This window comes from Pseudomonas sp. 10B238 (assembly GCF_000970615.1).
Classification (GTDB): domain Bacteria; phylum Pseudomonadota; class Gammaproteobacteria; order Pseudomonadales; family Pseudomonadaceae; genus Stutzerimonas.
Map to the genome: position 1 here is coordinate 1 of NZ_KQ033950.1, position 21,361 is coordinate 21,361.

General features: G+C 59.3%; 23 protein-coding genes and 3 pseudogenes. 12 read left to right on the forward strand and 14 right to left on the reverse strand.

Annotated features, from left to right (window positions below):
- Positions 1 to 513: 513 nt before the first annotated feature.
- Positions 514 to 948: pseudogene (locus RT21_RS22125) on the forward strand (recombinase family protein); the annotation flags it as partial.
- Positions 949 to 1,000: 52 nt separating this feature from the next.
- Here RT21_RS22125 and merE read toward each other — a convergent pair.
- From merE to merT, 6 genes are read right to left on the reverse strand one after another with little or no spacing between them, the layout of a single operon-like run.
- On the reverse strand, positions 1,001 to 1,237 hold the full coding sequence (gene merE, locus RT21_RS22130) for a broad-spectrum mercury transporter MerE (RefSeq protein WP_001087809.1): 237 nt from the start codon (positions 1,235 to 1,237) through the stop codon (positions 1,001 to 1,003).
- Positions 1,234 to 1,599 (reverse strand): mercury resistance co-regulator MerD, encoded by a 366-nt coding sequence (gene merD / locus RT21_RS22135; protein ID WP_003465059.1) that lies wholly within the window; start codon positions 1,597 to 1,599, stop codon positions 1,234 to 1,236. The genes merE and merD overlap by 4 nt, the downstream gene beginning before the upstream one ends.
- A 16-nt stretch (positions 1,600 to 1,615) precedes the next feature.
- The gene (gene merA / locus RT21_RS22140) at positions 1,616 to 3,262 is read right to left on the reverse strand and encodes a mercury(II) reductase (protein ID WP_000136268.1); all 1,647 of its coding nucleotides are present in this window, start codon (positions 3,260 to 3,262) and stop codon (positions 1,616 to 1,618) included.
- On the reverse strand, positions 3,259 to 3,504 hold the full coding sequence (gene merF / locus RT21_RS22145; RefSeq protein ID WP_023083081.1) for a mercury resistance system transport protein MerF: 246 nt from the start codon (positions 3,502 to 3,504) through the stop codon (positions 3,259 to 3,261). The genes merA and merF overlap by 4 nt, the downstream gene beginning before the upstream one ends.
- 2 nt (positions 3,505 to 3,506) lie before the next feature.
- A complete protein-coding gene (gene merP / locus RT21_RS22150; RefSeq protein WP_000735441.1) occupies positions 3,507 to 3,782 on the reverse strand; it encodes a mercury resistance system periplasmic binding protein MerP in 276 nt (91 codons plus the stop codon).
- A gap of 15 nt (positions 3,783 to 3,797) precedes the next feature.
- Positions 3,798 to 4,148, reverse strand: a complete 351-nt coding sequence (merT, locus tag RT21_RS22155; protein ID WP_001294667.1) for a mercuric ion transporter MerT — start codon at positions 4,146 to 4,148, stop codon at positions 3,798 to 3,800.
- Between the two features lie 71 nt (positions 4,149 to 4,219).
- Between merT and merR the strand changes: the two genes are divergently transcribed.
- From merR to RT21_RS22190, 7 genes and pseudogenes are all read left to right on the forward strand, one after another.
- Complete coding sequence (merR, locus tag RT21_RS22160; RefSeq protein WP_000429838.1) at positions 4,220 to 4,654, forward strand: Hg(II)-responsive transcriptional regulator; 435 nt, start codon at positions 4,220 to 4,222, stop codon at positions 4,652 to 4,654.
- A 117-nt stretch (positions 4,655 to 4,771) separates the two neighbouring features.
- Positions 4,772 to 4,990, forward strand: a pseudogene (locus tag RT21_RS22165) (recombinase family protein); the annotation flags it as partial.
- A 163-nt stretch (positions 4,991 to 5,153) separates the two neighbouring features.
- Positions 5,154 to 5,501 (forward strand): DUF3703 domain-containing protein, encoded by a 348-nt coding sequence (locus RT21_RS22170; protein ID WP_044727165.1) that lies wholly within the window; start codon positions 5,154 to 5,156, stop codon positions 5,499 to 5,501.
- Complete coding sequence (gene lspA, locus RT21_RS22175) at positions 5,498 to 6,007, forward strand: signal peptidase II (RefSeq protein ID WP_023083083.1); 510 nt, start codon at positions 5,498 to 5,500, stop codon at positions 6,005 to 6,007. The genes RT21_RS22170 and lspA overlap by 4 nt, the downstream gene beginning before the upstream one ends.
- Positions 6,004 to 6,750, forward strand: a complete 747-nt coding sequence (locus tag RT21_RS22180; RefSeq protein ID WP_023083084.1) for a helix-turn-helix transcriptional regulator — start codon at positions 6,004 to 6,006, stop codon at positions 6,748 to 6,750. Before lspA ends, RT21_RS22180 begins: the two co-directional genes overlap by 4 nt.
- Before the next feature lie 68 nt (positions 6,751 to 6,818).
- A complete protein-coding gene (locus tag RT21_RS22185; RefSeq protein WP_023083085.1) occupies positions 6,819 to 7,727 on the forward strand; it encodes a sterol desaturase family protein in 909 nt (302 codons plus the stop codon).
- Positions 7,728 to 7,748: 21 nt separating this feature from the next.
- Positions 7,749 to 8,996 carry a cytochrome P450 gene (locus RT21_RS22190; protein WP_023083086.1) on the forward strand — a complete coding sequence of 416 codons (1,248 nt, stop codon included), beginning with the start codon at positions 7,749 to 7,751 and terminating at the stop codon, positions 8,994 to 8,996.
- 157 nt (positions 8,997 to 9,153) lie between these two features.
- Here the strand turns inward: RT21_RS22190 and RT21_RS22195 are convergent, their stop codons facing one another.
- The 7 genes and pseudogenes from RT21_RS22195 to RT21_RS22225 form a co-directional block, all read right to left on the reverse strand.
- The gene (locus tag RT21_RS22195) at positions 9,154 to 9,738 is read right to left on the reverse strand and encodes a protein-disulfide reductase DsbD domain-containing protein (protein ID WP_017246245.1); all 585 of its coding nucleotides are present in this window, start codon (positions 9,736 to 9,738) and stop codon (positions 9,154 to 9,156) included.
- 17 nt (positions 9,739 to 9,755) lie between these two features.
- Entirely contained in the window at positions 9,756 to 10,946 is a 1,191-nt protein-coding gene (locus RT21_RS22200; protein WP_017246246.1) for a protein-disulfide reductase DsbD family protein, read from the reverse strand.
- Positions 10,947 to 11,306: 360 nt separating this feature from the next.
- Positions 11,307 to 12,302 (reverse strand): IS5-like element ISPsp6 family transposase, encoded by a 996-nt coding sequence (locus RT21_RS22205; RefSeq protein ID WP_003282265.1) that lies wholly within the window; start codon positions 12,300 to 12,302, stop codon positions 11,307 to 11,309.
- A 425-nt stretch (positions 12,303 to 12,727) separates the two neighbouring features.
- A pseudogene (locus tag RT21_RS22210) lies at positions 12,728 to 13,382 on the reverse strand (IS5 family transposase); the annotation flags it as partial.
- Positions 13,383 to 13,482: 100 nt separating this feature from the next.
- The gene (lnt, locus tag RT21_RS22215) at positions 13,483 to 14,922 is read right to left on the reverse strand and encodes an apolipoprotein N-acyltransferase (RefSeq protein WP_045428515.1); all 1,440 of its coding nucleotides are present in this window, start codon (positions 14,920 to 14,922) and stop codon (positions 13,483 to 13,485) included.
- Positions 14,923 to 15,216: 294 nt separating this feature from the next.
- Positions 15,217 to 15,975 carry a ZIP family metal transporter gene (locus RT21_RS22220; RefSeq protein ID WP_008928738.1) on the reverse strand — a complete coding sequence of 253 codons (759 nt, stop codon included), beginning with the start codon at positions 15,973 to 15,975 and terminating at the stop codon, positions 15,217 to 15,219.
- A 145-nt stretch (positions 15,976 to 16,120) separates the two neighbouring features.
- Positions 16,121 to 17,017, reverse strand: coding sequence for a cation efflux transmembrane domain-containing protein (locus tag RT21_RS22225; protein ID WP_008928737.1), 897 nt, complete (start codon positions 17,015 to 17,017; stop codon positions 16,121 to 16,123).
- Between the two features lie 98 nt (positions 17,018 to 17,115).
- Between RT21_RS22225 and cadR the strand changes: the two genes are divergently transcribed.
- From cadR to RT21_RS22245, 4 genes are all read left to right on the forward strand, one after another.
- The gene (gene cadR / locus RT21_RS22230) at positions 17,116 to 17,550 is read left to right on the forward strand and encodes a Cd(II)/Pb(II)-responsive transcriptional regulator (RefSeq protein WP_008175821.1); all 435 of its coding nucleotides are present in this window, start codon (positions 17,116 to 17,118) and stop codon (positions 17,548 to 17,550) included.
- Between the two features lie 262 nt (positions 17,551 to 17,812).
- Positions 17,813 to 18,190, forward strand: coding sequence for a hypothetical protein (locus tag RT21_RS24520; RefSeq protein WP_306464267.1), 378 nt, complete (start codon positions 17,813 to 17,815; stop codon positions 18,188 to 18,190).
- Positions 18,187 to 18,558, forward strand: coding sequence for a hypothetical protein (locus tag RT21_RS22240; protein WP_023294894.1), 372 nt, complete (start codon positions 18,187 to 18,189; stop codon positions 18,556 to 18,558). The genes RT21_RS24520 and RT21_RS22240 overlap by 4 nt, the downstream gene beginning before the upstream one ends.
- A gap of 216 nt (positions 18,559 to 18,774) precedes the next feature.
- On the forward strand, positions 18,775 to 20,877 hold the full coding sequence (locus tag RT21_RS22245) for a TonB-dependent receptor family protein (protein WP_041109317.1): 2,103 nt from the start codon (positions 18,775 to 18,777) through the stop codon (positions 20,875 to 20,877).
- A 45-nt stretch (positions 20,878 to 20,922) separates the two neighbouring features.
- Here the strand turns inward: RT21_RS22245 and RT21_RS22250 are convergent, their stop codons facing one another.
- Positions 20,923 to 21,189 (reverse strand): hypothetical protein, encoded by a 267-nt coding sequence (locus RT21_RS22250; protein ID WP_224742955.1) that lies wholly within the window; start codon positions 21,187 to 21,189, stop codon positions 20,923 to 20,925.
- Between the last annotated feature and the right edge of the window lie 172 nt (positions 21,190 to 21,361).

The window sequence follows — 21,361 nt, forward strand, 5'->3', positions numbered from 1 at the left end:
GCGGTTTGGGCGCGCGGAAAATGCGCCCATATCGCACATGGATAGCGAATGCATAGTTGAGTCCTACGTGACAGTGGTATTGGCCGCATAGCGGCCGTTGTCAGAGTGCGAATCTTGGGCGTGGTGGCCGCTCGATCAGGAAGATCGGACTGGGAGGGATGACGTAGCGCGTGGCTTCTATCGGCTGCGGACGCTCTGGCAGCGTACTGACGGTGAGAAGCGTACTCAGGTATGGCGTTTCGTGCACGTGGTCGGCGGTAAGCGTGGAGTGGTAGTGATCCGCGCATCTGGCACAGACCGAAATACCCGTGCTTTGGGAATGAGCATGAGCATGGTCCCCGCCGTTCCACCCACCTTGGCTCACCCCAGGGCCAAGTGCGGCGCTATGCCCGGCCCATGCCATTAGCATGACGAGGGCAAGGACAAACGTTAACTGAGCGCTGACCGGTTTACTGAGCATGATGTGTCTTCGATTGCAGATTCGGCTGGCCGCCCGACGACAACGGCCGGTTTACACTGGTCGTGTGGAAACTGGATCGGCTCGGACGCGACCTGCGACATCTCATCAACACCGTGCACGACCTGACTGGGCGCGGCATCGGCTTGAAGGTATTAACCGGGCACGGCGCGGCCATCGACACCACGACCGCCGCCGGCAAGCTGGTCTTTGGCATCTTCGCCGCCCTGGCCGAGTTCGAGCGCGAGTTGATCGCGGAGCGCACGATTGCCGGCCTAGCCTCGGCCCGCGCGCGCGGGCGGAAAGGCGGCCGGCCGTTCAAGATGACCGCCGCCAAGCTGCGGCTGGCGATGGCGGCAATGGGTCAGCCAGAGACCAAGGTCGGCGACCTGTGCCAGGAACTTGGCGTCACGCGGCAGACCCTGTATCGGCATGTTTCACCCAAGGGTGAGCTACGTCCAGATGGCGAGAAGCTACTCAGCCGAATTTGATGCCGGCATGAGGCAACGTAGCGACAGCGTGGTTTGTCTCAATGGGAAGCGCTCATGATCGATCTTTGAAGGCCCGCAGCAGTCGTGTCACAGACAGGACGAACAAACCGGTCAGCGTGAGGGCTGCGATACCCCAGTACTCTCCGATGAACGCGCCGGCCGTCGTGCCGGCCAGCACAATGGCGAGAATCGGCAAATGGCAGGGACAGGTGAGCACGGCCAGCGCGCCCCACAGGTAGCCGGTGATCGGTTTGTGCGTCTCGGACGGCAAGCGCTCGGGGCTGTTCATGGCAGACTCTCCGCGTGCTGTGCCGGCTCGGTCGGCATGGTGGCCAACTGCACCTCCAGATCGGCCAACGCTTCGCGCCGACGCTCGACGAACTGGCGCAGAACGGCAAGCTGCGCGGCCGCTTCATCGCCGTCCGCAGCATCCAGCGCCCGGCACAGCCGCGCCAGCGCGTCCAGGCCGATGCCCGCCTCGAAGGCCGCCCGCACGAAGCACAGCCGTTGCAAGGCGGCATCATCGAACAGGCCATAGCCGCCCGGGGTGCACGCCACCGGACGCAGCAATCCGCGCAGCAGGTAGTCGCGCACGATATGCACGCTCACCCCGGCATCAAGGGCCAGCCGGGACACGGTGTAGGCGCTCATTGAAAACCTCCTTTTTTTATCCAGCGCAGCAGGAAAGCTGCTTCACGTCCTTGTTGAAGGTCTGCGCCGCAAGCTTCAACCCCTCGACCATTGTCAGGTAGGGGAACAACTGGTCGGCCAGTTCCTGCACCGTCATGCGGTTGCGGATGGCGAGCACCGCCGTCTGGATCAGTTCGCCCGCTTCCGGGGCCACCGCCTGCACGCCGATGAGCCGTCCGCTACCTTCCTCGATGACCAGCTTGATGAAGCCGCGTGTGTCGAAGTTGGCAAGCGCTCGCGGAACGTTGTCGAGTGTCAGCGTGCGACTGTCGGTCTCGATGCCATCGTGGTGCGCTTCCGCCTCGCTGTAGCCCACGGTGGCGACTTGCGGGTCGGTGAACACCACTGCCGGCATCGCGGTCAGATTGAGGGCTGCGTCGCCGCCGGTCATGTTGATCGCGGCACGGGTGCCGGCGGCCGCTGCCACGTAGACGAACTGCGGCTGGTCGGTGCAGTCGCCGGCCGCGTAGATGTTCGGGTTGCTCGTGCGCATGCCTTGGTCGATAACGATGGCCCCTTGCGCATTGACAGTGACCCCCGCCGCGTCCAGCGCGAGGCTGCGCGTATTCGGTGCCCGACCGGTGGCAACCAGCAACTTGTCAGCGCGCAATTCACCGTGTCCGGTGGTCAGCACGAATTCGCCGTTCACATGGGCGACCTGGCTGGCTTGCGTGTGCTCCAGCACCTCGATGCCCTCGGCGCGGAAAGCGGCTGTCACGGCCTCGCCGATGGCCGGGTCTTCCCGGAAGAACAAGGTGCTGCGTGCCAGGATCGTGACCTGGCTGCCGAGCCGGGCAAAGGCTTGCGCCAGTTCCAACGCCACCACCGACGAACCGATCACGGCCAGGCGTGCGGGAATGGTGTCGCTGACAAGCGCTTCGGTGGAAGTCCAGTAGGGTGACTCTTTCAGGCCCGGAATCGGCGGCACGGCCGGACTGGCACCGGTGGCGACCAGGCAGCGGTCGAACGTTACCTCGCGCTCGCCACCCTCGTTCAAACGGACGACCAGGCTCTGGTCGTCCTTGAAACGCGCTTCACCGTGCAAAACGGTGATGGCTGGATTGCCGTCCAGGATGCCTTCGTATTTGGCGTGCCGCAGTTCATCGACACGGGCCTGCTGCTGGGCCAGCAGTTTGCTGCGGTCAATCGCAGGCACAGTTGCCGCAATACCGCCGTCGAACGGACTTTCCCGGCGCAGATGGGCAATATGGGCAGCGCGGATCATGATCTTGGACGGCACACAGCCGATATTGACGCAGGTGCCGCCGATGGTGCCGCGTTCGATCAGCGTGACCGTCGCGCCTTGCTCGACGGCCTTCAGCGCCGCCGCCATCGCGGCCCCGCCGCTGCCAATGATGGCGATATGCAAACCGGCGCCCTCAAGTGCATCACGGATTTTTGGTTCATCTTTGAAATCACCAACCCGGATCGAGCCTTGATAACCCAATGCGGCGATGGCGGCCAGCAGTTGGTTGTGGCTCACGGCGGTGTCTGCCATGACTTGCGCGCGGCTTTCTGGATAGGACACCACAGCGGCATTCACGCCGGGAATCTTTTCCAAAGCATCTTTGACATGGGTGGCGCAGGATGTGCAGGTCATGCCATTCACGGTGATTTCGGTCATTTTTTTACTCCATTGAATTTCGGGGTGCAGCAGGCATCGGCTTGGCGTTTTCGTTGGATGGCGTAGATGGTCAAGCCGATGAAAATCGCCAGCGCAGGCAGCAGCACATAGTCCAGATAGCCGGTCAGCGCGGACAAGCTGACCACACCGAGCAAAATGACCAGAACAGGGGTGAAGCAACACAGCGCCACGAGGGTTGTGCCAATGATGCTGACCCGCAGCAGTGTCTTCGGGTCTTTCATGATCAGTTCTTGACTGATGATGGGTAGCCCGCATCCTCGGTAGCCTTGGTCAGTTTCTGCACGCTGGTCTTGGCATCATCGAAGGTGACCACCGCTTCGCGCGTCTCGAAGGTCACGTCAACTTTACTGACGCCATCGACCTTGGAAATCGCCTTCTTGACAGTGATCGGACAGGCCGAGCAGGTCATGCCCGGTACGGACAGCGTAACGGTCTGGGTGGCGGCCCACACGGGGGCAACAACGGCAGCGAGGGCAAGGGCGGAAAGCAGCTTTTTCATGGTGAACTCCTGTGATCAATAGAAAAATGGCACGACGTAGGGAAATCCGAGCGCGACCAAAACCAGCACGGCCACGCCCCAGAAAATGAGCTTGTAAGTAGCTCGCACTTGGGGAATCGCGCAAACCTCACCCGGTTTGCAGGCGGCTGACGGCCGGTAGATGCGCCGCCAGGCGAAGAACAACGCCACCAGCGCCACGCCGATAAAGATGGGGCGATAGGGTTCCAACACCGTCAAGTTGCCGATCCAAGCGCCGCTGAACCCCAAGGCGATCAGAACCAGCGGCCCGAGGCAGCAAGCCGAGGCGAGGATGGCGGCCAGCCCGCCAGTGAAGAGCGCGCCGCGCCCGTTTTGAGGTTCAGACATACGTTTGTCCTTTCGAATCTGAATTGGATAGCTTAAGCTTACTTCCGTAGTTATGTACGGAGTCAAGCGATATGGAAAACAATTTGGAGAACCTGACCATTGGCGTTTTCGCCAGGACGGCCGGGGTCAATGTGGAGACCATCCGGTTCTATCAGCGCAAGGGCTTGCTCCCGGAACCGGACAAGCCTTACGGCAGCATTCGCCGCTATGGCGAGACGGATGTAACGCGGGTGCGCTTCGTGAAATCAGCCCAGCGGTTGGGCTTCAGCCTGGATGAGATCGCCGAGCTGCTGCGGCTGGAGGATGGCACCCATTGCGAGGAAGCCAGCAGCCTGGCCGAGCACAAGCTCAAGGACGTGCGCGAGAGGATGGCTGACCTGGCGCGCATGGAGGCCGTGCTGTCTGATTTGGTGTGCGCCTGCCATGCGCGGAAGGGGAACGTTTCCTGCCCGCTGATTGCGTCACTGCAAGGGAAGAAAGAACCGCGCAGTGCGGACGCGGTGTAGCCCGAGGGAACTACGCCTTAGCGTGCTTTATTTTCCGTTTTCTGAGGCGACTCCAACGTCAGAAAAGACCGTGCGGTCGACTTTTGATATTTCGTGCTGTCGCCTTCTGAAAGTGACAAACGGGCCAAGGAGAACATCGAGCGCTACTGCCTGGAACCCTACGGCATGAAACGGCTGGAGTCGGGCCACTACGAGTTGGCCATTTCGTATCGAAGCGACGACGAGCTGGACAAGACCGTGCACGACCTGCTGACCGAGATCAGCCAGGAAGCCGACATGCGCAACTGCTTCATCGAGGCGGATGCCTGGGAAGAAGGCACCGAGCGCAGGTGGTAGGGCTTACGTTGGTTTTTGGTTCCATTGCTCCCCAAACCCCACAAACCTCTTTCGTAATCCGGCATAAAGTCATTTTTGCGTCGTCTTGAATCGCCCATAGCGCTTGACCCTATAGCAGCTATAGGGTGTTCACTCGGGCATCTACTGCGTAAGTGAGATCCAGATGAATACCGCTCTCAGCATTGCCATTGATGAGGCCTTCTTCCAGGCTAGGAAAGCACTTAATGAAGAGGCGCCAACCGAGGCTTTCTCCTGGCTGGAGCGAGCCCACATATTGAGCCAGCGAATGCCTATTCTTCATGCTCAGAGCCATTGGCTGATGCTGAGGGCCGGCTGGCAGTTGCGCGACTTACGAAAGGTGCTCAGCCAAGTACCGCGAATCATGGCGGCCCTGCTGTTCTCGAAGATCTGGGTGCCGCTCGGAAACAGCGGGCGCGCCAGGGTCAGTGCTTTTGCGCCGATGCCTATTTCACCGGAGCTGCAGCGACTTCTTCAAGGAGAAATGCAATGAGGTCGTCTCCTAGATCACCTCTTGTTGCTCCTGGGTTCTGGTGGATGCTATCGCTAGCCATTGCCTCGGCCGACCTAGCGTTGAAAAGCGCAATTACGGGTTCGCTCCCGGTCGGCACCGTGATTCCTCTCACCCCGTTCTTCAACCTGGTTCACTTCTGGAATACCGGTGCAGCGTTCAGCTTCCTGGCTGACGCGGGTGGTTGGCAGCGTTACTTCTTCATTGTCATAGCTTTGGTCGTTTCGATCGTGCTGGCTCTGATATTGCGTAAACGCAGAGCCAAAAGCGAAGCCCTAGGCTATAGCCTTATCTTGGGCGGGGCAGTTGGGAATCTGATTGATCGCGCATTTCGAGGCCATGTAATCGACTACCTGGATTTTTACTGGCTGTCCTGGCATTGGCCTGCGTTTAACCTGGCGGATATTGCTATCGTCGGTGGCGCCGCCATGTTGATCCTGAGCAGTTTGCTAAGCCCAAATGCGGAAGCCGGCCGAGTCAACGAATGAAAGGCTCGCTCTCAACGGATACCGTACGCTGGGCAGGCCAGGCCTGGATAGGGCCCGGCATCGGCATCTTTCATGGCCGTGCCGGCCACCAGGAGTGGCACCACCATCAGGCGCATCAGATTTCAGTGGGCCTCGATTCACCTGTATCGGTTGAAACCCCGTTGGGCATTCAAACAGGGGCTGCCATCTTCATCGCCGCGGGCCTGAAACACCGGATCAGTGCTGGTCGAGTGCTGTCGATCTATCTGGATGCACTATCCGATGAAGCCCCAACTATGCGGGGTACCGAAGAAGCAAGGGTAGTCGTGATCGCCCCGGCGGACGTAGTAGCGATTATCGATATGCTGCGCGAGACAGGACATACCGCTCTCCAGGTTAGGACGGGGGTGCGCCAGGCACTGCGGCTACCCGATCCACCGATTCCAGATCCTCGCTTGACAAAGGTGATTGAAGCGCTGCATAGAGGCCAAATGAGGCGCGAAGAAATGGCCGCGTTGGTGCATTTATCCCCTACACGGTTTTCCCATTGGTTCGTGGAACAGACAGGCTTGCCGCTGCGCAGCTATGCGAAATGGTTACGTCTCACACAAGCCCTACAGCACCTAGCCAAAGGGGGTCTACTCACTGAAGCGGCCCATGAGGCGGGCTTTTCTGACTCGGCACATTTCTCCCGGACATTCCGGGCACTGCTGGGCATCGATCCTTCCTCCGCCCTGGCTGAAGTCGATCTTCAGGGGTCGTAGCTCTTTCGTTCAAGCCGAAAGCGGACCTTCCCACATACAGTCATGGCTCCCTACTCAGGAGCTGAGCGATGTCTATTCCCTTGCGATTCGCCATACGGTGGCTGAGCTATCCACTTGTGTTTGGCGGCTGTGCCTCCTTCATGATTTGGGCGCTGTATGCAGGTATACCGTATTGGCCCACCACACCCATAGTCGCCGCGGCGGGGCTGCTACTCATTGCTGGCTTGGAGCGCATCCAGCCTTTTCGGCGAGCCTGGCTGGAAGATCATCAGGACACCCTGACGGATCTGCTGCACATGCTGGTGAACCTGTCTGTCATTCAATTTACTGCAGAATTTCTGGCTAAGTTAGGCGATGCGGTACCGGCTTCGGTTCGGCTCTTTCCGATCGAGAGCCCATTGTGGCTGCAATTGCTACTAGTCGCCGCCGTGCTCGACTTGAGCCTGTATGTGATGCACCGCATCAGCCACCGGGTGCATTGGCTGTGGCGCTTTCACATGATCCATCACAGCGCTGAGCGGCTCTACTGGATGAACGGAGAACGTCGACATCCTCTGCATGCGGCGTTGATGGCCGGGCCGGGGCTGGTGGTTTTGCTCATATCTGGAGCTCCGTCTGCCGTAGTCGCAACGTGGTTTGGGATCCTAACCGTCCATCTGGCCTTTCAGCATTCGAACCTGGACTACAGCGTGGGTTGGCTGCGGCATGTGCTAGGGGTTGCTGAGGTCCATCGTTGGCACCATAAGCGCGACTTCGAAGACGCTCAGGTCAACTTCGGTGAGTTTTCAACTGTGTGGGATCAGATGTTTGGAACCTTCTACGACAGCGCCGGGAAGCTGGGCGAGGCTGAGGTTGGATTGCATGAAAAGGACTACCCCAGAAATTATTTCGGGCAATTTATTGATCCTGTTCATCCAACATCTGCTTACCCGGCCGGTCACAATTCTTCAGAGCAGGATGAAATCCGCAACACGTAGCTAGAACGGGTGGAGTCAGCAATGCCAAACATACCGCGTGACACCGGATTGGACAGTACTTGGGCCTTTTTGCGAGATCCCTACCGATTTATCTCCACGCGCAGTAAGTTTCATCAATCGCCTGTGTTTCAAACTCGCTTGATATTACAGAAAACTCTGTGCCTAACAGGTGCCGAAGCTGCTCGCTTGATTTGCGACCCTGACCGATTCGTTCGCCAGAACGCTGCGCCCAAGCGACTGCAAAAAACCTTATTCGGACAAGACGGTGTCCAAGGTTTGGACGGTGATGCGCATCGTCACCGAAAGGCCCTCTTCATGGGAGTGCTCACACCCGCGAACGTGCAGGAACTAGCAGAGTTGAGCGAGGTTCGTTGGAGGGAGTATGCGCGAACTTGGCGTCCCGGTGAGTCAATCGTCCTCTACGAGATTGCTCGCGAAATTCTATGCCGCACCGTATGCGACTGGGCCGGTGCTCCAATCGCTGAAAGAGATGTTCAACAATGGACTCAAGATCTTGCAGCTCTCTATGAGCACGCCGGCGCGATCGGTCTGCAGCACTGGCAGGCACGGAAGGCACGTCGCCGATTGGAGCAATGGGCGGCAGAGCTCGTCGAGTCCACTCGCGCCGCTCCCCCTACACCCGAGCAATCGCCTCTCGAACGCATCGCCCATTACAAGGACCAGCACGGACAGCCGTTGGATCTACATACCGCATCAGTGGAACTACTAAATCTGCTGCGGCCGACGGTAGCCGTCTCTGTATTCATAACCTTTGCAGCGCTAGCGCTGCACAAGCACCCGTTCTGTCTGAGAAACCTGCAGTCGGGAGATGAAAGAGATATAGGTTGCTTTGTGCAGGAAGTGCGGCGTTTCTACCCCTTCTTCCCAGCGATCAGCGCTCGCGTGAAAGAAGATTTTCTATGGGAAGGATTTGCCTTTGGCAGGGGCACCTTAGTCCTGCTGGACTTATACGGAACCAATCACGATTCCCAGCTCTGGGAGGAGGCAGATCGTTTCAAGCCTGAGCGCTTTCGATCCAACTCTCCGTCGCCATACTGCTTCATCCCACAAGGACCAGGCGACCCGCATGTTAACCATCGCTGTCCAGGTGAAGGCGTCGCCGTCGCATTGATGAGCGTTGCTGTTCGCTTCCTGGCTCGCTCGCTCCAATATGAGGTTCCCGAACAGGATCTATCAATCACCTGGGACCGATTGCCGGCACTGCCCCGAAGCCACTTCGTCATGCGGAATGCGCGAATCACAATGTAAGTTTGGTGTTTAACGAAGCGAGTCTCGCCCATCTCAAGATATGAACGGTGGGGCATGGCGTTGAGCTGCCCAGCGCAACCACGGCAATCGGGGAATACTCAGAATAAGCTGTTCACAGTCATTCCCCAATTGAGTCATTTCCGAGGGCCGTTCTGACTTATTGTCGCTTGGTATCGTCCAGATTCAGCGCAACGGGCAGGTCAGTCGGTGCCAGACAAATGCCCTCGTCACTGCAGGCCTGCACCCGTACAATCATTTCGAGCCTGCCTACCTTTTCCAGCACGGCGGTCTGTTTTTCGTCGGGCCGCAGCCGAATACTTGCACCGTCGTCATACACCTCTAGGGCGGTGTCACTCAGCACAATGTCACTGACCCGGCCGCGCGGGTACTGCGTCGGGATTATAAGCGCCTGGCCGTTGACTGAAGAGCTGACGACGGTGGGAATCAGGAATTCCATGGAGGCCGGATTTGCATTCACATGCCAGCCCGGTTGAATGTTCAGTGTTAAAACGAAATCACCCGTCTTTCCCGCCATTGCTGCGGCGCCTCCCGCAACAGTGAGGCGGACCTTATCAGCGGAATTTGCCAACCCTGCTCGGGTCGGCACCGGGACTTCAAGACCGGCACGTTCAGTCTGGGCAGCGTCGAGGTTGTTTCCGTTGGTGTCGATCAACATGAACGCAGCGATCGCGATCGCAAAAACCACTACTCCAGCTAGCAATCCTTTTTGTCGAATCACCATGATTGGGTCTCCAGTATCTAAGGTTGTGGGTTTCCGGTGCGATTGATAGCTTCGACCAAGCTGTCGGTGTCAAAAAGCCCCGTGAAACGGGCGATAACGGTGTCGTCACGGTCAACAACCACTGCGAAGGGTAAGGCCTGCCCGCCGGTCGCAGTTAATAGCGCATCTTTTTCTGGGTTGCTCGCTGTCACGTCAACTTGTATGGGCACCATCTTGGTGCGCCGCACGGCTTCGGCCACAGCGGCCTCCTGGTAGACCGTGCGCTCAAGTATCTTGCAGTTGATGCACCAGTCGGCGGTGAACTCCAGCAAATAGGGTGTGCCCTGGGCTTTTGTCTCCGTCAGTAGTTTTGCGGAGTAGGGTTGCCAGACGAGTTCGTCTTCGCTGTTGCCCAGCGGGGATGCGAATTCCACAGTCATCGCAAGGGCAAGGCCTGCCGCCGTTGTGGTGATCACACGCACGGTACCATTACCCTGGACGAAACGGCGGGCACCCCAGGCCAGCACCAGGGCCAGCCAAGACCACCATAGCCAGGTATAAACCGCTTTGGGCACCAGGCTCGCGCTGAAAAAGACGGCTGCGGCCAGCAAGACCAACGCGAGCACTTCTCTAATGACCAGGGTCCAGGGCCCCGCCTTGGGCAACCGGCTCAGCCAATCGGGTTTGAGCATCAATGCTGCGTAGGGCAGCGACAACCCCAGCCCGATACTGCCGAATATCCCCATACTTACCGGCGTCGGCTGGGTAACGGCAAAGGCTAGGACTCCACCAAGGAAAGGACCGGCGCAGGGTGCGGCCAAAACCGCACTCAATAACCCAGATACGAATGCTTCAAAGTAGCGCCGGCCATGGACCGAGGCGGCGAACGCCGGGATCGGGATGGGCAAATCCAGCCAGGTGACCACCGCAAACCCGACCATCAAGGCAACAAGGACACCAACGAACACCGCAGACTGAAACAAAGTGCCCCAGCTCCACTGCAGAAGTGCGGTCAGTCCGCCCAACGTCAGGAAAAACGCGAGCGTTCCTGCGGTGAACGCCAATGCCGCCAGCACGCGGTGCGATCGTTGGCTGCCCGCCTCTCGTAAGATGGTCCGGACCTTAATGGGAATTGCAGGCAAAACGCAGGGCGTCAGGTTGAGCAGCAAACCTGCCACTATCGCCATTAAGAGCTGGCCGGCGATGAGTAAAGAGGGAATTTGATCCATCACTCAGCTATTCCCAGCCCCTTCCCACCCTTCCTGGCCGGAACGTCCGGTCTGACCCCGCCATTGGCTGCTTGCATACTTAAACAGCAGATTTTTTGAGTGCTCATATCTCTTCTCCATATAGACCCCGTCCTTTGAGTTATTGGCAAACGTCAGCTATCGGTAACGATTATCGCATCGGCTTCAGGCATCGCGAAGAGCTGAGATGACATTAAGGAGACGCTGAACAATTAGCCAATTCTCACCGTCCCCCTTTTTCAACCCGGTTTTTTCAACCTACCGGCCTTATTCTGCGTTTCTTGGGCCGATTTCTACCCTGATTTTGCTGATTAGCGGGCCAGCCCCGCCTTTCGGACGGACTTATCCCGCCGTCCGTTGCAAATACCGCTTGGCCAGTACCAGATTGGCCAACCCAAACAGACTGAACAACTGCGCCGTATTCTTTTCCAGTCCACGGTAGCGAACCTTACGATGATTGAAGCGCACCTTGATCACCTGGAAGGGATGCTCGACCTTGGCACGCAGCTGCGCCTTGGCGTATTCGACTTTGCGCTTGACTCGGTACAGCACGCTGTCTTTGCCGTGATGTTTGTAACTGCTTGGCCGTGCTGCAATCGACCAGACAACGTCCCGTTCAGCATGCTCCGGTCGCTTGGCCGCACCAGTGTATCCAGCGTCACCCGAAACATAGGTTTCGGCGCCGTGCAGCAACTGATCGACCTGGGTGACATCCGCCACGTTGGCGGCAGTCCCTACCACGCTGTGCACGAGTCCCGATGTGGCGTCGACACCAACGTGGGCCTTCATCCCGAAGTGCCATTGATTGCCTTTCTTGGCCTGATGCATCTCAGGATCACGCTTACCTTCTCGGTTCTTGACCGAGGGCGGCGCGGCGATCAGGGTAGCGTCGACGATAGTGCCTTCCTTGAGCAGCAGACCCCGGCTGGCCAGATGCTGGTTAATCGTTTCAAACAGCACCCGCGTTAGCTGATGGGTTTCCAGCAAGCGGCGAAATCGCAACAAGGTAGTGGCATCCGGTGCCGACTCACGGCCCAGGTCGATGCCGATGAAACCACGAATGGCCTGGCTGTCGTAGACGGCATCTTCGGTACCTTCATCGGAGAGACCGAAACACTGCTGCACGACATACATGCGCAGCATGCGCGACAACCCAATCGCAGGGCGTCCACGCTTGCCTGTGGTGTCGCTATAGAACGGCGCCACTTGCGCCTCCACTTGTGCCCAGGGCACCAGCTGTTCAAGGTCAGCCAGGAAGCGATCTCGGCGAGTCTGCTTTTTCTTGCCGGTATATTCGAGTTCGGAGAAGGTCTTCTGCACGCGCGTAACAAAGCTCATGGAGGGGGCTGGTTGAGGGGGCTCAGTGTGCCAAGGGTGGGGGCGGCTGGCTATTTATGCAGTGTCTCCTTAAAGAATTTTACACAGGCGAGGCAGATGCTTGGTTAGTGCCACTCTGGGTATGCTAAAAACCTAGCGGCTTACCATTTTCATACGACTAGCCAACAACTAAATATAAGTCTGTTCACGCTGAGGCCCACAATCGCTCAATGAGCAGCTGCACGCACCGAGCCTACTGGTCCTCTCAAGAATAAGTAATGGCCTATAAACAATCCCCTAGGGATGGTCTGAAGTAGCCATGTATTTCTGGCTGACTTCAGCTTCCGCCGATTTTGAAAGCGGAAAATCGACCAAAAATGATCAGATCACCGCTCATTTCTGTGTTTTTAGCCGCCGCGAGCACCTCGCGGCGGCCATTCCCCGCATTACAGGCGCACCTCTCCCGCGTTGGTCAGTAACCGTCGGCGCGCCTTCCACAGATTCGACAGCGCGAACAGCGTGACCAACTGAGCGGTGTTCTTCACCAGCCCGCGGAACCGCACCTTGGTATAGCCAAACTGCCGCTTGATCACGCGGAACGGGTGCTCGACCTTGGCGCGTACTTGGGGCTTTGGCCTTCTCGATCTTGCGCTTGGCTTTGTATAGCGCGCTGCGCTTATCGAGCTTCTTGTAGGTGATGCGGCGTGCCGCAACCTGCCAGATCACCTGACGCCCCTCATGCTCGGGACGCTTCTCAACGCCGGTGTAACCAGCGTCGGCGCAAACCACATTCTCGTCGCCGTGCAGCAGCTTATCGACCTGGGTGACATCCGCCACGTTGGCCGCCGTGCCCACCACGCTGTGCACCAAGCCCGATTCGTCATCCACGCCGATGTGCGCCTTCATGCCGAAGTAGTATTGCTGGCCTTTCTTGGTCTGGTGCATCTCCGGGTCGCGCTTGCCGTCCTTGTTCTTGGTTGAACTCGGCGCGTTGATCAGTGTGGCATCGACGATAGTGCCTTGGCGCAGCGACAGGCCGTGGTCACCCAGGTGGCCGTTGATCACAGCCAGGATGCCGGCAGCCAGCTCATGTTTCTCCAGCCCGGCTTTGGAGCTTTTTCCTGCGAGCCAATGCCATATGTAGACAAATCCCTTCCTTCTCACCCGATACAGAGTCTGCTCGCTGTGAGAATGGCAAGCGTTATGTATCCAACCGATGATACTGCCGAATTCGACGAAGCAGGAGCAAACCGAGTCCGAGTGCGATCACGCCAAGGATAGGCCAATCCCGCCAGCGCACATAAGGGGTCGCGCCAGTTCGGGGGGTCACTTCGGCGCTGAGGGTGGCTACGCGGAATTGAGGAGCGCGTGTAAGGACCTTTCCCTCATAGCTGACAGTTGCTGTGATGCCCGTGTTCGTGGCTCGCAGTAGGTCACGTCCGGTTTCGATGGCACGCATGCGGACCATCTGGAAGTGCTGGAGAGGGCCGATTGAGCTGCCGAACCAAGCATCGTTGCTGACATTCACCAGTAACTGCGCTTCGGGCAGAAGTTCCGTGACTTCAGCACCAAAGACCGCCTCGTAGCAGATGAGTGCTCCGACGGGCACACCCGCTGCGTTAAGGACGTGCGCTTCCCGTCCTGGTGTGAAATCGGACATAGGCGCCCCGAGCACGTCGAGGGCCGAACCCAAGAAGTTCCGGAGCGGAACATATTCACCGAAGGGCACCAGGTGGCGTTTGTAGTAGAAGCCTGAGGGATCGGAGAGGCTTACCACGGCGTTGTAGGTACGGCCCTCCGCCTCGCGTACCGGGACGCCAATCATTAACGATGTGCCTGCCTGATCGGCTAACGCCTCAAGCTCAGCAAGATATGCTTTGGCCTGGTCATGCCACATCGGGATTGCCGCTTCTGGCCAGATCACGATATCGGCTCCGAGATGCTGCGCGGTAAGCGCCTGATAGCGCTCAAGTGTGATGTCCCGGTATCCCGGGTCCCATTTCTTGTCTTGCGCGATGTTTCCTTGCAAGAGGACGACATCGATCGGGTCAGCGGCTGGCTGCGTCCATTCACGATCCAGCAGTTGCAAGCCGGCGAGGGTAGCGACTAACACGGCACCGACTACCGCAGCACGGCGCAGGCTTGGCCCCTGGACAACCCAGGCAAGCCCGCCAGCGAGAAGTGCCACCAGTAAACTCACGCCAAGCACGCCAAAGACGGGAGCGATAGTGGCAAGTGTGGTGTCGGTCTGGCTGTAGCCAATGAAGAGCCAGGGAAAGCCGGTCAAGAACCAGGTGCGCATCCATTCACTCAGCACCCATGCCGCAGGTAGCCCTAGCCAGAGTGCCATTGCATCCATCTCAGGGCGCAGGCAGCGCACGAGGTACGCGACGCCCCATGGAAAGAGGGCGAGCAGCGAGACAAAGGCCGCCGTGACTAACACCGCCACCACGGGGCCATTGCCGTACTGGCTAATGCTGATAAAGACCCAGGAGACACCCACGCCGAAGTAGCCAAGGCCAAAGAGGTAGGCCGACCACAGCGCCTGACGCCTTGAAGACTGCGCGGTCAGGACAAAAAATGTTGCCAGAGCGATCACCGCAAGCCATGCCCAGCCCACAGGGGCAAAGGCAAGCGGCATGGCGCCTCCAGCAAGTAGAGCCATCCCCCCTGTCAGAAGCGGCTTATAGCGCACGCCCGTGTATAGGCTAGAGGGTAGCGCGCACTTATCACCCAATGCTCTCTCGCCTCCGAATCCAGGATCAACCCTGTGGCTCATGCTTTCTTGCTCCGCTTAATCAAGCTGCGTCAATTCATTCGGCCGGCTGGCCAGGGTGGCAAAGTGAATGTTTCTGGACTCGACTAGGTGCGCCGTAAGCTGGGAGCTGCTTCGTATTCGGCCAGCACGACAGTGGCTGTGTTGGGGAGCAGTACGTTAGCTTTGCGATACCACCCCTTCCAAGCCCGCTGATACCAGAACGAACAGGACGAAGCCGCCTATGAAAGCCAGCGGTGAGATGTGCGTATCGTCACCGCTCTCGTGAGCCTCGGAGACCATATCTTCGATGGCAGCGACCGTGAGAAGGCCTGCCGTGAACGTCAGTGCCGCTAGCTTAAATGCCTCCGGCTGGTTCCTGAGTACGAAGTAAGCAAAGACGGCTGCCGAGAGCACAGGAATCGCGAAGGAAGCAGAGAGCAGTATCCGCTTGCTACGAGGGATTCCTTTATCTTTCATGGTGGCGATCGTCGCAAAGCCCTCAGGAACATCGGCGAGAACCTGACCCGCCGCCAGGATTATCGCGACCGACGGTGAGACCGCCGACCCCGCCCCGATCAGGAGGCCATCGCTGAACAGGTCGATGGATACGGCGATATAGATCATCCAGACACTCGTCTGACCGCCTTCTCCCTGCTGGCCTTGTCGCTTCTGGAGACTCTCAACGAGCTTCTCGATACCTACGTAAGCAATGCCGCCCAGCGCGAAAGCGAGGGCGATTACCCAGGCTGAGAGGTTCTCTAGCACGCGCGGCATGATTTCAACCGCCACCACCGCAATGACGAGGCCGGCAGCGCCGTGAAGGGCGTAATTGAGACGGCGCCCGGTAGTTCGGGAGGCCTCCGCAGCGAGCCCACCACTAAAATTGCCTAAGGCGGGCAACAGCGCCAGGCCGAGTACCAGCCAGATACTATCCATCATCTTCCTTCCTTGGTTGATTCCTAGATACGCTACCTTGCTGGCTCCGAGCCTTCGCGCTATATGCTGTCGTTCAGGCCTAGCGCGCTTGTACAGCCACTTCGATCAAGTGTCCCAGGCATCGATAGCTGCGTACCGTGCAGCCTCACCCCTTGAGCGCCAGGATGCGCCGAGCGCCGTTGAGGACGATCAGGCCCACGATGGTACCGATAATCAGGTCAGGGTAGCTGGACCCCGTCCAGGCGACCAAGGCACCGGCGGCGATGACGCCCATGTTGATCACCACATCATTGGCCGAGAATATCCAGCTTGCCTTCATATGCGCGCCGCCTTCGCGGTGCTTGGATATCAACAGCAGGCAACCGGTATTGGCGATCAACGCGACGAAGGCGATCGCCATCATCATCAGCGATTCAGGCTCACTACCGAAAACAAAGCGTCGCACCACCTCGACGAGTACGCCGATAGCCAAAATCAGTTGCAGTACCCCTGCCAGATGCGCGGCACGTACCTGCATTTTCGCACTGCGCCCTACGGCATAGAGAGCCAGGCCATAGACGGCTGCATCGGCAAACATATCCAGGGAATCAGCGATCAGGCCGGTAGACTGGGCGATCAGGCCAGCAGTCATTTCCACCACGAACATGATCGCATTGATACCGAGCAACACGCGCAGAGTGCCTGACTCCTGCGTAGCAGAGACTGCCGAGCTCTCAGCGGCCTTGATCGTCTCTGGGTCGGCAATGACGGTTTCCTGAAGAGAGGCGCCTAGCCCCAAGGTCGCCAGTTTCGCGGTAATGGGCTCAGCCTCGCCGTCATGCACGACCTCCAATCGGCGGTTCGACAAGTCGAAGGACAGCGTTCGAATCTCATCAAAGCCGTTCAGCGCCAAGCGGATCATCCGTTCTTCTGAGGGACAATCCATCTTCGGCACAGCATACACGCTGACCCATTCCCCTGACGCTTCGGAGGAGACCGGCATATCGGTATCCGCTGCAGGCGTTGCATCGCAGCTACATGGGCCACCACAGGCTTTACTCACGATACGGCTCCAGTTAACCAACATAGATTGCTAGTATTAAAAACTATATAGCTACTATAAGGTCAATGGGACAGATGATCCGTTGAGGAGTAAGCCTGATGCGCATTGGTCAGTTAGCCCAGATAGCGGGTATCGACACGCAGACGATCCGCTTCTATGAGCAGCAGGGCCTGTTGCCGCCGCCAGAACGGCAGGAGAATGGTTACCGTGTCTATACCGAGAAGCATGGCGAGTGGCTTGCCTTTATCCGCCGCTGCCGAATTCTGGACCTGTCACTGACAGAGATTCGCGAGCTACAGAGCTATCAGGACGACCCTCGCCAGCCCTGTACCGCCGTCAACGCCATGCTCGATGACCACATCTCTCATGTGCGGTCGCAGATAACTGCTCTGCAAGCGCTTGAGCAACAACTCGTTTCACTGAGGGCGAGTTGCAACGAGGGTCGGGAGATCAATGCCTGCGGCATCCTGACGGGGATCAGCGAGGAGAGCAAACAACAGCTGTATAGGGCTAGCTCAGGCCGTAAGGACTGAGCAGAGACATGCCGGACCTTGCAGTGACATTGTGAATGCATGGTGTGTTGATCGCGAAGCCTCACTGCGTATCTCGGCATGCGAACCTGGGCGTTGCTGCAAACTTGCAGGGGCCGTGAAGAAGAGTCGTCATCAACCAGGTAATCCGCTGAGCTGATGGTTGGTTCCGTCATCATGATATGAGCCAATCAACCAAAAAATCCGGATACCCGCCAGGTCAAGCAAGCCGCGCCGCTCCAGATTCGGCGGCTGGTCGAGCTCGATGACTGGTTGGCTGCAGCGATCGCTGCGGCGCATGCCCGGGGCGATGGAGCGGCAGCGCTTCGCCACCAACGGGACCGAGCGCTGGTGCTGCTCGGATTCTGGCGTGGCTTTCGCGGCGATGAACTGCTGCGGCTGCTGGCGAACTCACGAGCGCACCGCGCTGGCCAGCGCGTCGCCGGAAGCTCTATGCGCCCATCTGCCTCTACTGGAAAACCAGGTCAGCAACGTCTGGTCGATGGGTAAGGATGGCCGCTCCTACTGGCCCATCAAGCGCCAGGCCGCCACGGCGGATCGCATTGCCAACCACAAGGGACGCAATCCGCAAGAGCGCGCCTCCCTGAAAAAGCGTCTGCTGCGCAAGTGGATGAGCAAATGAACCTGTCCACCATCGAGGCGCTGGCTATCGCTTGGGCGCGAATCGCTGAAGAAGCAGAACTCCCAGCCGGCTACGAGGGCACGGCGACGCCAGAGGCGCATCGGGCCTGCGAGGTGATCCAGGAGCGGATTCGAGAGCACGTCGTCGCCACCAATGACATGCGGCTGTTCGGCCTGCTGCACCTGCTTGGGCAGGCGTCGCTGCGCATGGAGCAAGCGCTGTGGCCGGAAGAATATGCGCGGATGACCCGCGAGGTCGAGGAAGCTCTCCGAGAGGCCGACGACCCCAACGCCAAGTCGTACACCCACGAAGAAGTCATGCGGGCGATGCAGGAACTCATCGACCAAGCGCGAGACAAGCCATGTTGATCGGCTGACGGAAATTTCTGGGTTTCCGGCTTACAACCCCCTTTACATACACTTTAAATAACGATAATAATTCTCAGCCGCTAGCGCATTTAATTATCAGAAATACTTAGACAGAGCGGCACTTCTCTGCCCACAACTCAGCCAAAGGTGACGGGCAGCGCTCCGTCGCTGCTGCCCTGCTGCGCCTGAGGCTCTCAATCAGGAGCTCACCTCCGCATGATCAGGACGACCCGCCGTATCGGCGTCACTGCCAGTCTGCTGGCCATCGCCATTGCCCAGGCCGCGCAGGCCAACGAGACCGAGGACAACCGTCAGCAGAAGCAGGACGGCCCGGTATCCCTTGCCCCGCTCGTCATCCAGGGGGATGTGCTTGGTAGTGCCAGTGACGAAGAGGTACGCACCTATGCCGGCAGCCGCAGCGTGGTCCAGGCTCACGAACTGAAGAAGGCCAGCGTGCGTGGCCTGGATGACGCGCTGGCGCGGGTCCCAGGGGTGAAGATCCTCGACGAGACCGGTGCCGGGGTACTGCCGCAACTGTCCGTGCGCGGGCTTTCGGAAAGTCGCAGCGGCCGCGTCCAAGCGCTCGCCGATGGCATCCCGCTGGCCCTGGCGCCCTATGGCCAGACCAGCCTGTCGCTGTTTCCGCAGACCCTGGCGACGGTCGATCGCATCGACATCGTGCGTGGCGGCGCGTCCGTGCAGTACGGACCGAACAACGTCGGCGGCGTGATCAACTTCATCAGCCGGCCAATTCCGGATAAGTGGGAAACCACCCTGCAGGAGCGTGTCACCTTCGCGCCCGGCGGGCGCCAGCTGTACGACAGCTACCTGGGCACCGGTGGGCGCCTGACCGACAACTTCGGCCTGCAGCTGGACGTCAACACCATCAGTGGCGAGTACGGTCGCGAGCATTCTGAGACCGATGTGCAGAACTACCGCCTGCGCGGCCAGTGGGATATCGATGACAGCCGCAGCCTGAGTTTCGGCGTGCAGCGCTACATCGCCGACATGGACCTGGCCGGCGCCCTCAGCGTGGCCGACTACAAGGACGACCCGCGGCAGTCGACCCGCAAGCTCGATCGTTTCGAAGGCGACAGCGACCGCGTCTGGGGCACCTATACTCAATACCTCGGCGCCATGGGCCCGTTCGACGACGTGGAATTCAGCTGGACCAACTTCGCCCAGCACAGCTATCGCAACTTTGTTGTCGGGCTGCCCTTCGCGCCGGATGCCACGCCGACCACCCTGCAGGATGCTCCCCGCGACTTCCGTGTCTGGGGCAGCGAGCCGCGCCTGAGCCTCGGCATCGACGGTGATGGCGTCAGCCAGACCTGGCTGCTTGGCGCCCGCCTGGTCAAGGAAAACGTCGACTTCGATGTCGACCGTCTGAACCTGAATACCGGCGCCACAAGCGTGGTGCGCGACTGGGTATTCGATACCAAGGGCCAGGCCGCCTATGTGAGCAACGAAATCAAGCTGCTCGACGACCGCCTGACCCTCACCCCCGGCGTGCGCTATGAGCACGCCAAGATGGAGTACGCCGACGGCGTCAGCGGCATCGAGCGCAAGACCGTGGCCGAAGAGTGGCTGCCCGGTCTGAGCATCGGCTACCAGGCCAGCGACGACTGGTTCGTCTACGCCAACGCGCAGCGCTCGCTGCGGGTGCCTCAGGTGTTCCAGATCGTCAGGGATGGCGTGGTGCAGGCGGAAATCTCGCGCAACTACGAGACCGGCGTGCGCTTCACCCCACAGGACAACCTGCGCATCGACTTCGGCCTGTACCGCATCGACTTCGACGACCAGATCGTGTTCGCCAACAGCCGCTTCCAGAATCTCGGCAGCACCCGCCACCAGGGGATCGAGACCGAGGTGTTCTGGACGCCGGCCGCGCTGCCAACCCTCGACCTGCACGCCGGCTACGCCTACCTCGATGCCGAGCTGCGCACCGGCGACTTCAAGGGCAACGAGGTGCCGTACAGCTCCAAGCACCAGTTCACCGTCGATGGTCGTTACCGCTTCGCCGAGTTCTGGACCTACAGCCTGGATGGCCTCTACGTCAGCAGCGCCTATACCGACGACGCCAACAGCGCCGAGGAGAATGCCAGCGCCTCAGTAGGCGAGCTGCCCGCCTACTGGATCTGGAACACCGCCATCGAGCGCGAGTTCAAGCTGCAGGACGACAGCGTGCTGACCGCCTCGGCCGGCATCAGCAACCTGTTCGACCGCCAGTACTACTTCCGCGGCATCGACACCAGTCCCGAGGGACGCCAGCCAGCACCGGGCCGTACCCTGACACTGGGGGTGAACTACCGCTTCTGATCGCCTAGTCGTCCTGCCTCATCCCCTGGCGTCACGCCAGGGGCCTCATTTCACGCGCCCGGCTGCAACGTCGGTACCGTATTCGAAGCCATCAGCCTCACTCCGAACGCCACCAGCACGCCACCCTGTCAGCCGATCCAGCGCCCTAGTCAGTCCACGCCGGCGCAGCAGTCTGCCGAGCGGAATGGTTGCGGCGATCAGGATGGCGAACCCGCCCAGGGTCAGTAATACGTGAAGGCCTGAGAGGAACGAGTACGCCGCCACATCCGCACCGGGCGGAACGAACTGGGGCACAAAGGTGACGTAGAACACACCGGCCTCGGGGTATTCAGACGGACAACTGTCGCGCGCCGATACCCTGGCGATCTGCCAACCAACGCCGATTCGAGAGCCACTTCGGGCTCAAGCGAAACAGGGACAGATTTATTTATTGGGCTGACTGTCCGCTTGTGGCCGATTCTGTTGAAAAAGTAAGCTTCAGCGG

Excerpts from the sequence above, each read along its gene's own strand:
- merE (WP_001087809.1), bottom strand. The coding sequence starts at position 1,237 with ATGAACAGCCCCGAGCGCTTGCCGTCCGAGACGCACAAACCGATCACC.
- merD (WP_003465059.1), bottom strand. The coding sequence starts at position 1,599 with ATGAGCGCCTACACCGTGTCCCGGCTGGCCCTTGATGCCGGGGTGAGC.
- merA (WP_000136268.1), bottom strand. The coding sequence starts at position 3,262 with ATGACCGAAATCACCGTGAATGGCATGACCTGCACATCCTGCGCCACC.
- merF (WP_023083081.1), bottom strand. The coding sequence starts at position 3,504 with ATGAAAGACCCGAAGACACTGCTGCGGGTCAGCATCATTGGCACAACC.
- merP (WP_000735441.1), bottom strand. The coding sequence starts at position 3,782 with ATGAAAAAGCTGCTTTCCGCCCTTGCCCTCGCTGCCGTTGTTGCCCCC.
- merT (WP_001294667.1), bottom strand. The coding sequence starts at position 4,148 with ATGTCTGAACCTCAAAACGGGCGCGGCGCGCTCTTCACTGGCGGGCTG.
- merR (WP_000429838.1), top strand. The coding sequence starts at position 4,220 with ATGGAAAACAATTTGGAGAACCTGACCATTGGCGTTTTCGCCAGGACG.
- RT21_RS22170 (WP_044727165.1), top strand. The coding sequence starts at position 5,154 with ATGAATACCGCTCTCAGCATTGCCATTGATGAGGCCTTCTTCCAGGCT.
- lspA (WP_023083083.1), top strand. The coding sequence starts at position 5,498 with ATGAGGTCGTCTCCTAGATCACCTCTTGTTGCTCCTGGGTTCTGGTGG.
- RT21_RS22180 (WP_023083084.1), top strand. The coding sequence starts at position 6,004 with ATGAAAGGCTCGCTCTCAACGGATACCGTACGCTGGGCAGGCCAGGCC.
- RT21_RS22185 (WP_023083085.1), top strand. The coding sequence starts at position 6,819 with ATGTCTATTCCCTTGCGATTCGCCATACGGTGGCTGAGCTATCCACTT.
- RT21_RS22190 (WP_023083086.1), top strand. The coding sequence starts at position 7,749 with ATGCCAAACATACCGCGTGACACCGGATTGGACAGTACTTGGGCCTTT.
- RT21_RS22195 (WP_017246245.1), bottom strand. The coding sequence starts at position 9,738 with ATGGTGATTCGACAAAAAGGATTGCTAGCTGGAGTAGTGGTTTTTGCG.
- RT21_RS22200 (WP_017246246.1), bottom strand. The coding sequence starts at position 10,946 with ATGGATCAAATTCCCTCTTTACTCATCGCCGGCCAGCTCTTAATGGCG.
- RT21_RS22205 (WP_003282265.1), bottom strand. The coding sequence starts at position 12,302 with ATGAGCTTTGTTACGCGCGTGCAGAAGACCTTCTCCGAACTCGAATAT.
- lnt (WP_045428515.1), bottom strand. The coding sequence starts at position 14,922 with ATGCCGCTTGCCTTTGCCCCTGTGGGCTGGGCATGGCTTGCGGTGATC.
- RT21_RS22220 (WP_008928738.1), bottom strand. The coding sequence starts at position 15,975 with ATGGATAGTATCTGGCTGGTACTCGGCCTGGCGCTGTTGCCCGCCTTA.
- cadR (WP_008175821.1), top strand. The coding sequence starts at position 17,116 with ATGCGCATTGGTCAGTTAGCCCAGATAGCGGGTATCGACACGCAGACG.
- RT21_RS24520 (WP_306464267.1), top strand. The coding sequence starts at position 17,813 with ATGACTGGTTGGCTGCAGCGATCGCTGCGGCGCATGCCCGGGGCGATG.
- RT21_RS22240 (WP_023294894.1), top strand. The coding sequence starts at position 18,187 with ATGAACCTGTCCACCATCGAGGCGCTGGCTATCGCTTGGGCGCGAATC.
- RT21_RS22245 (WP_041109317.1), top strand. The coding sequence starts at position 18,775 with ATGATCAGGACGACCCGCCGTATCGGCGTCACTGCCAGTCTGCTGGCC.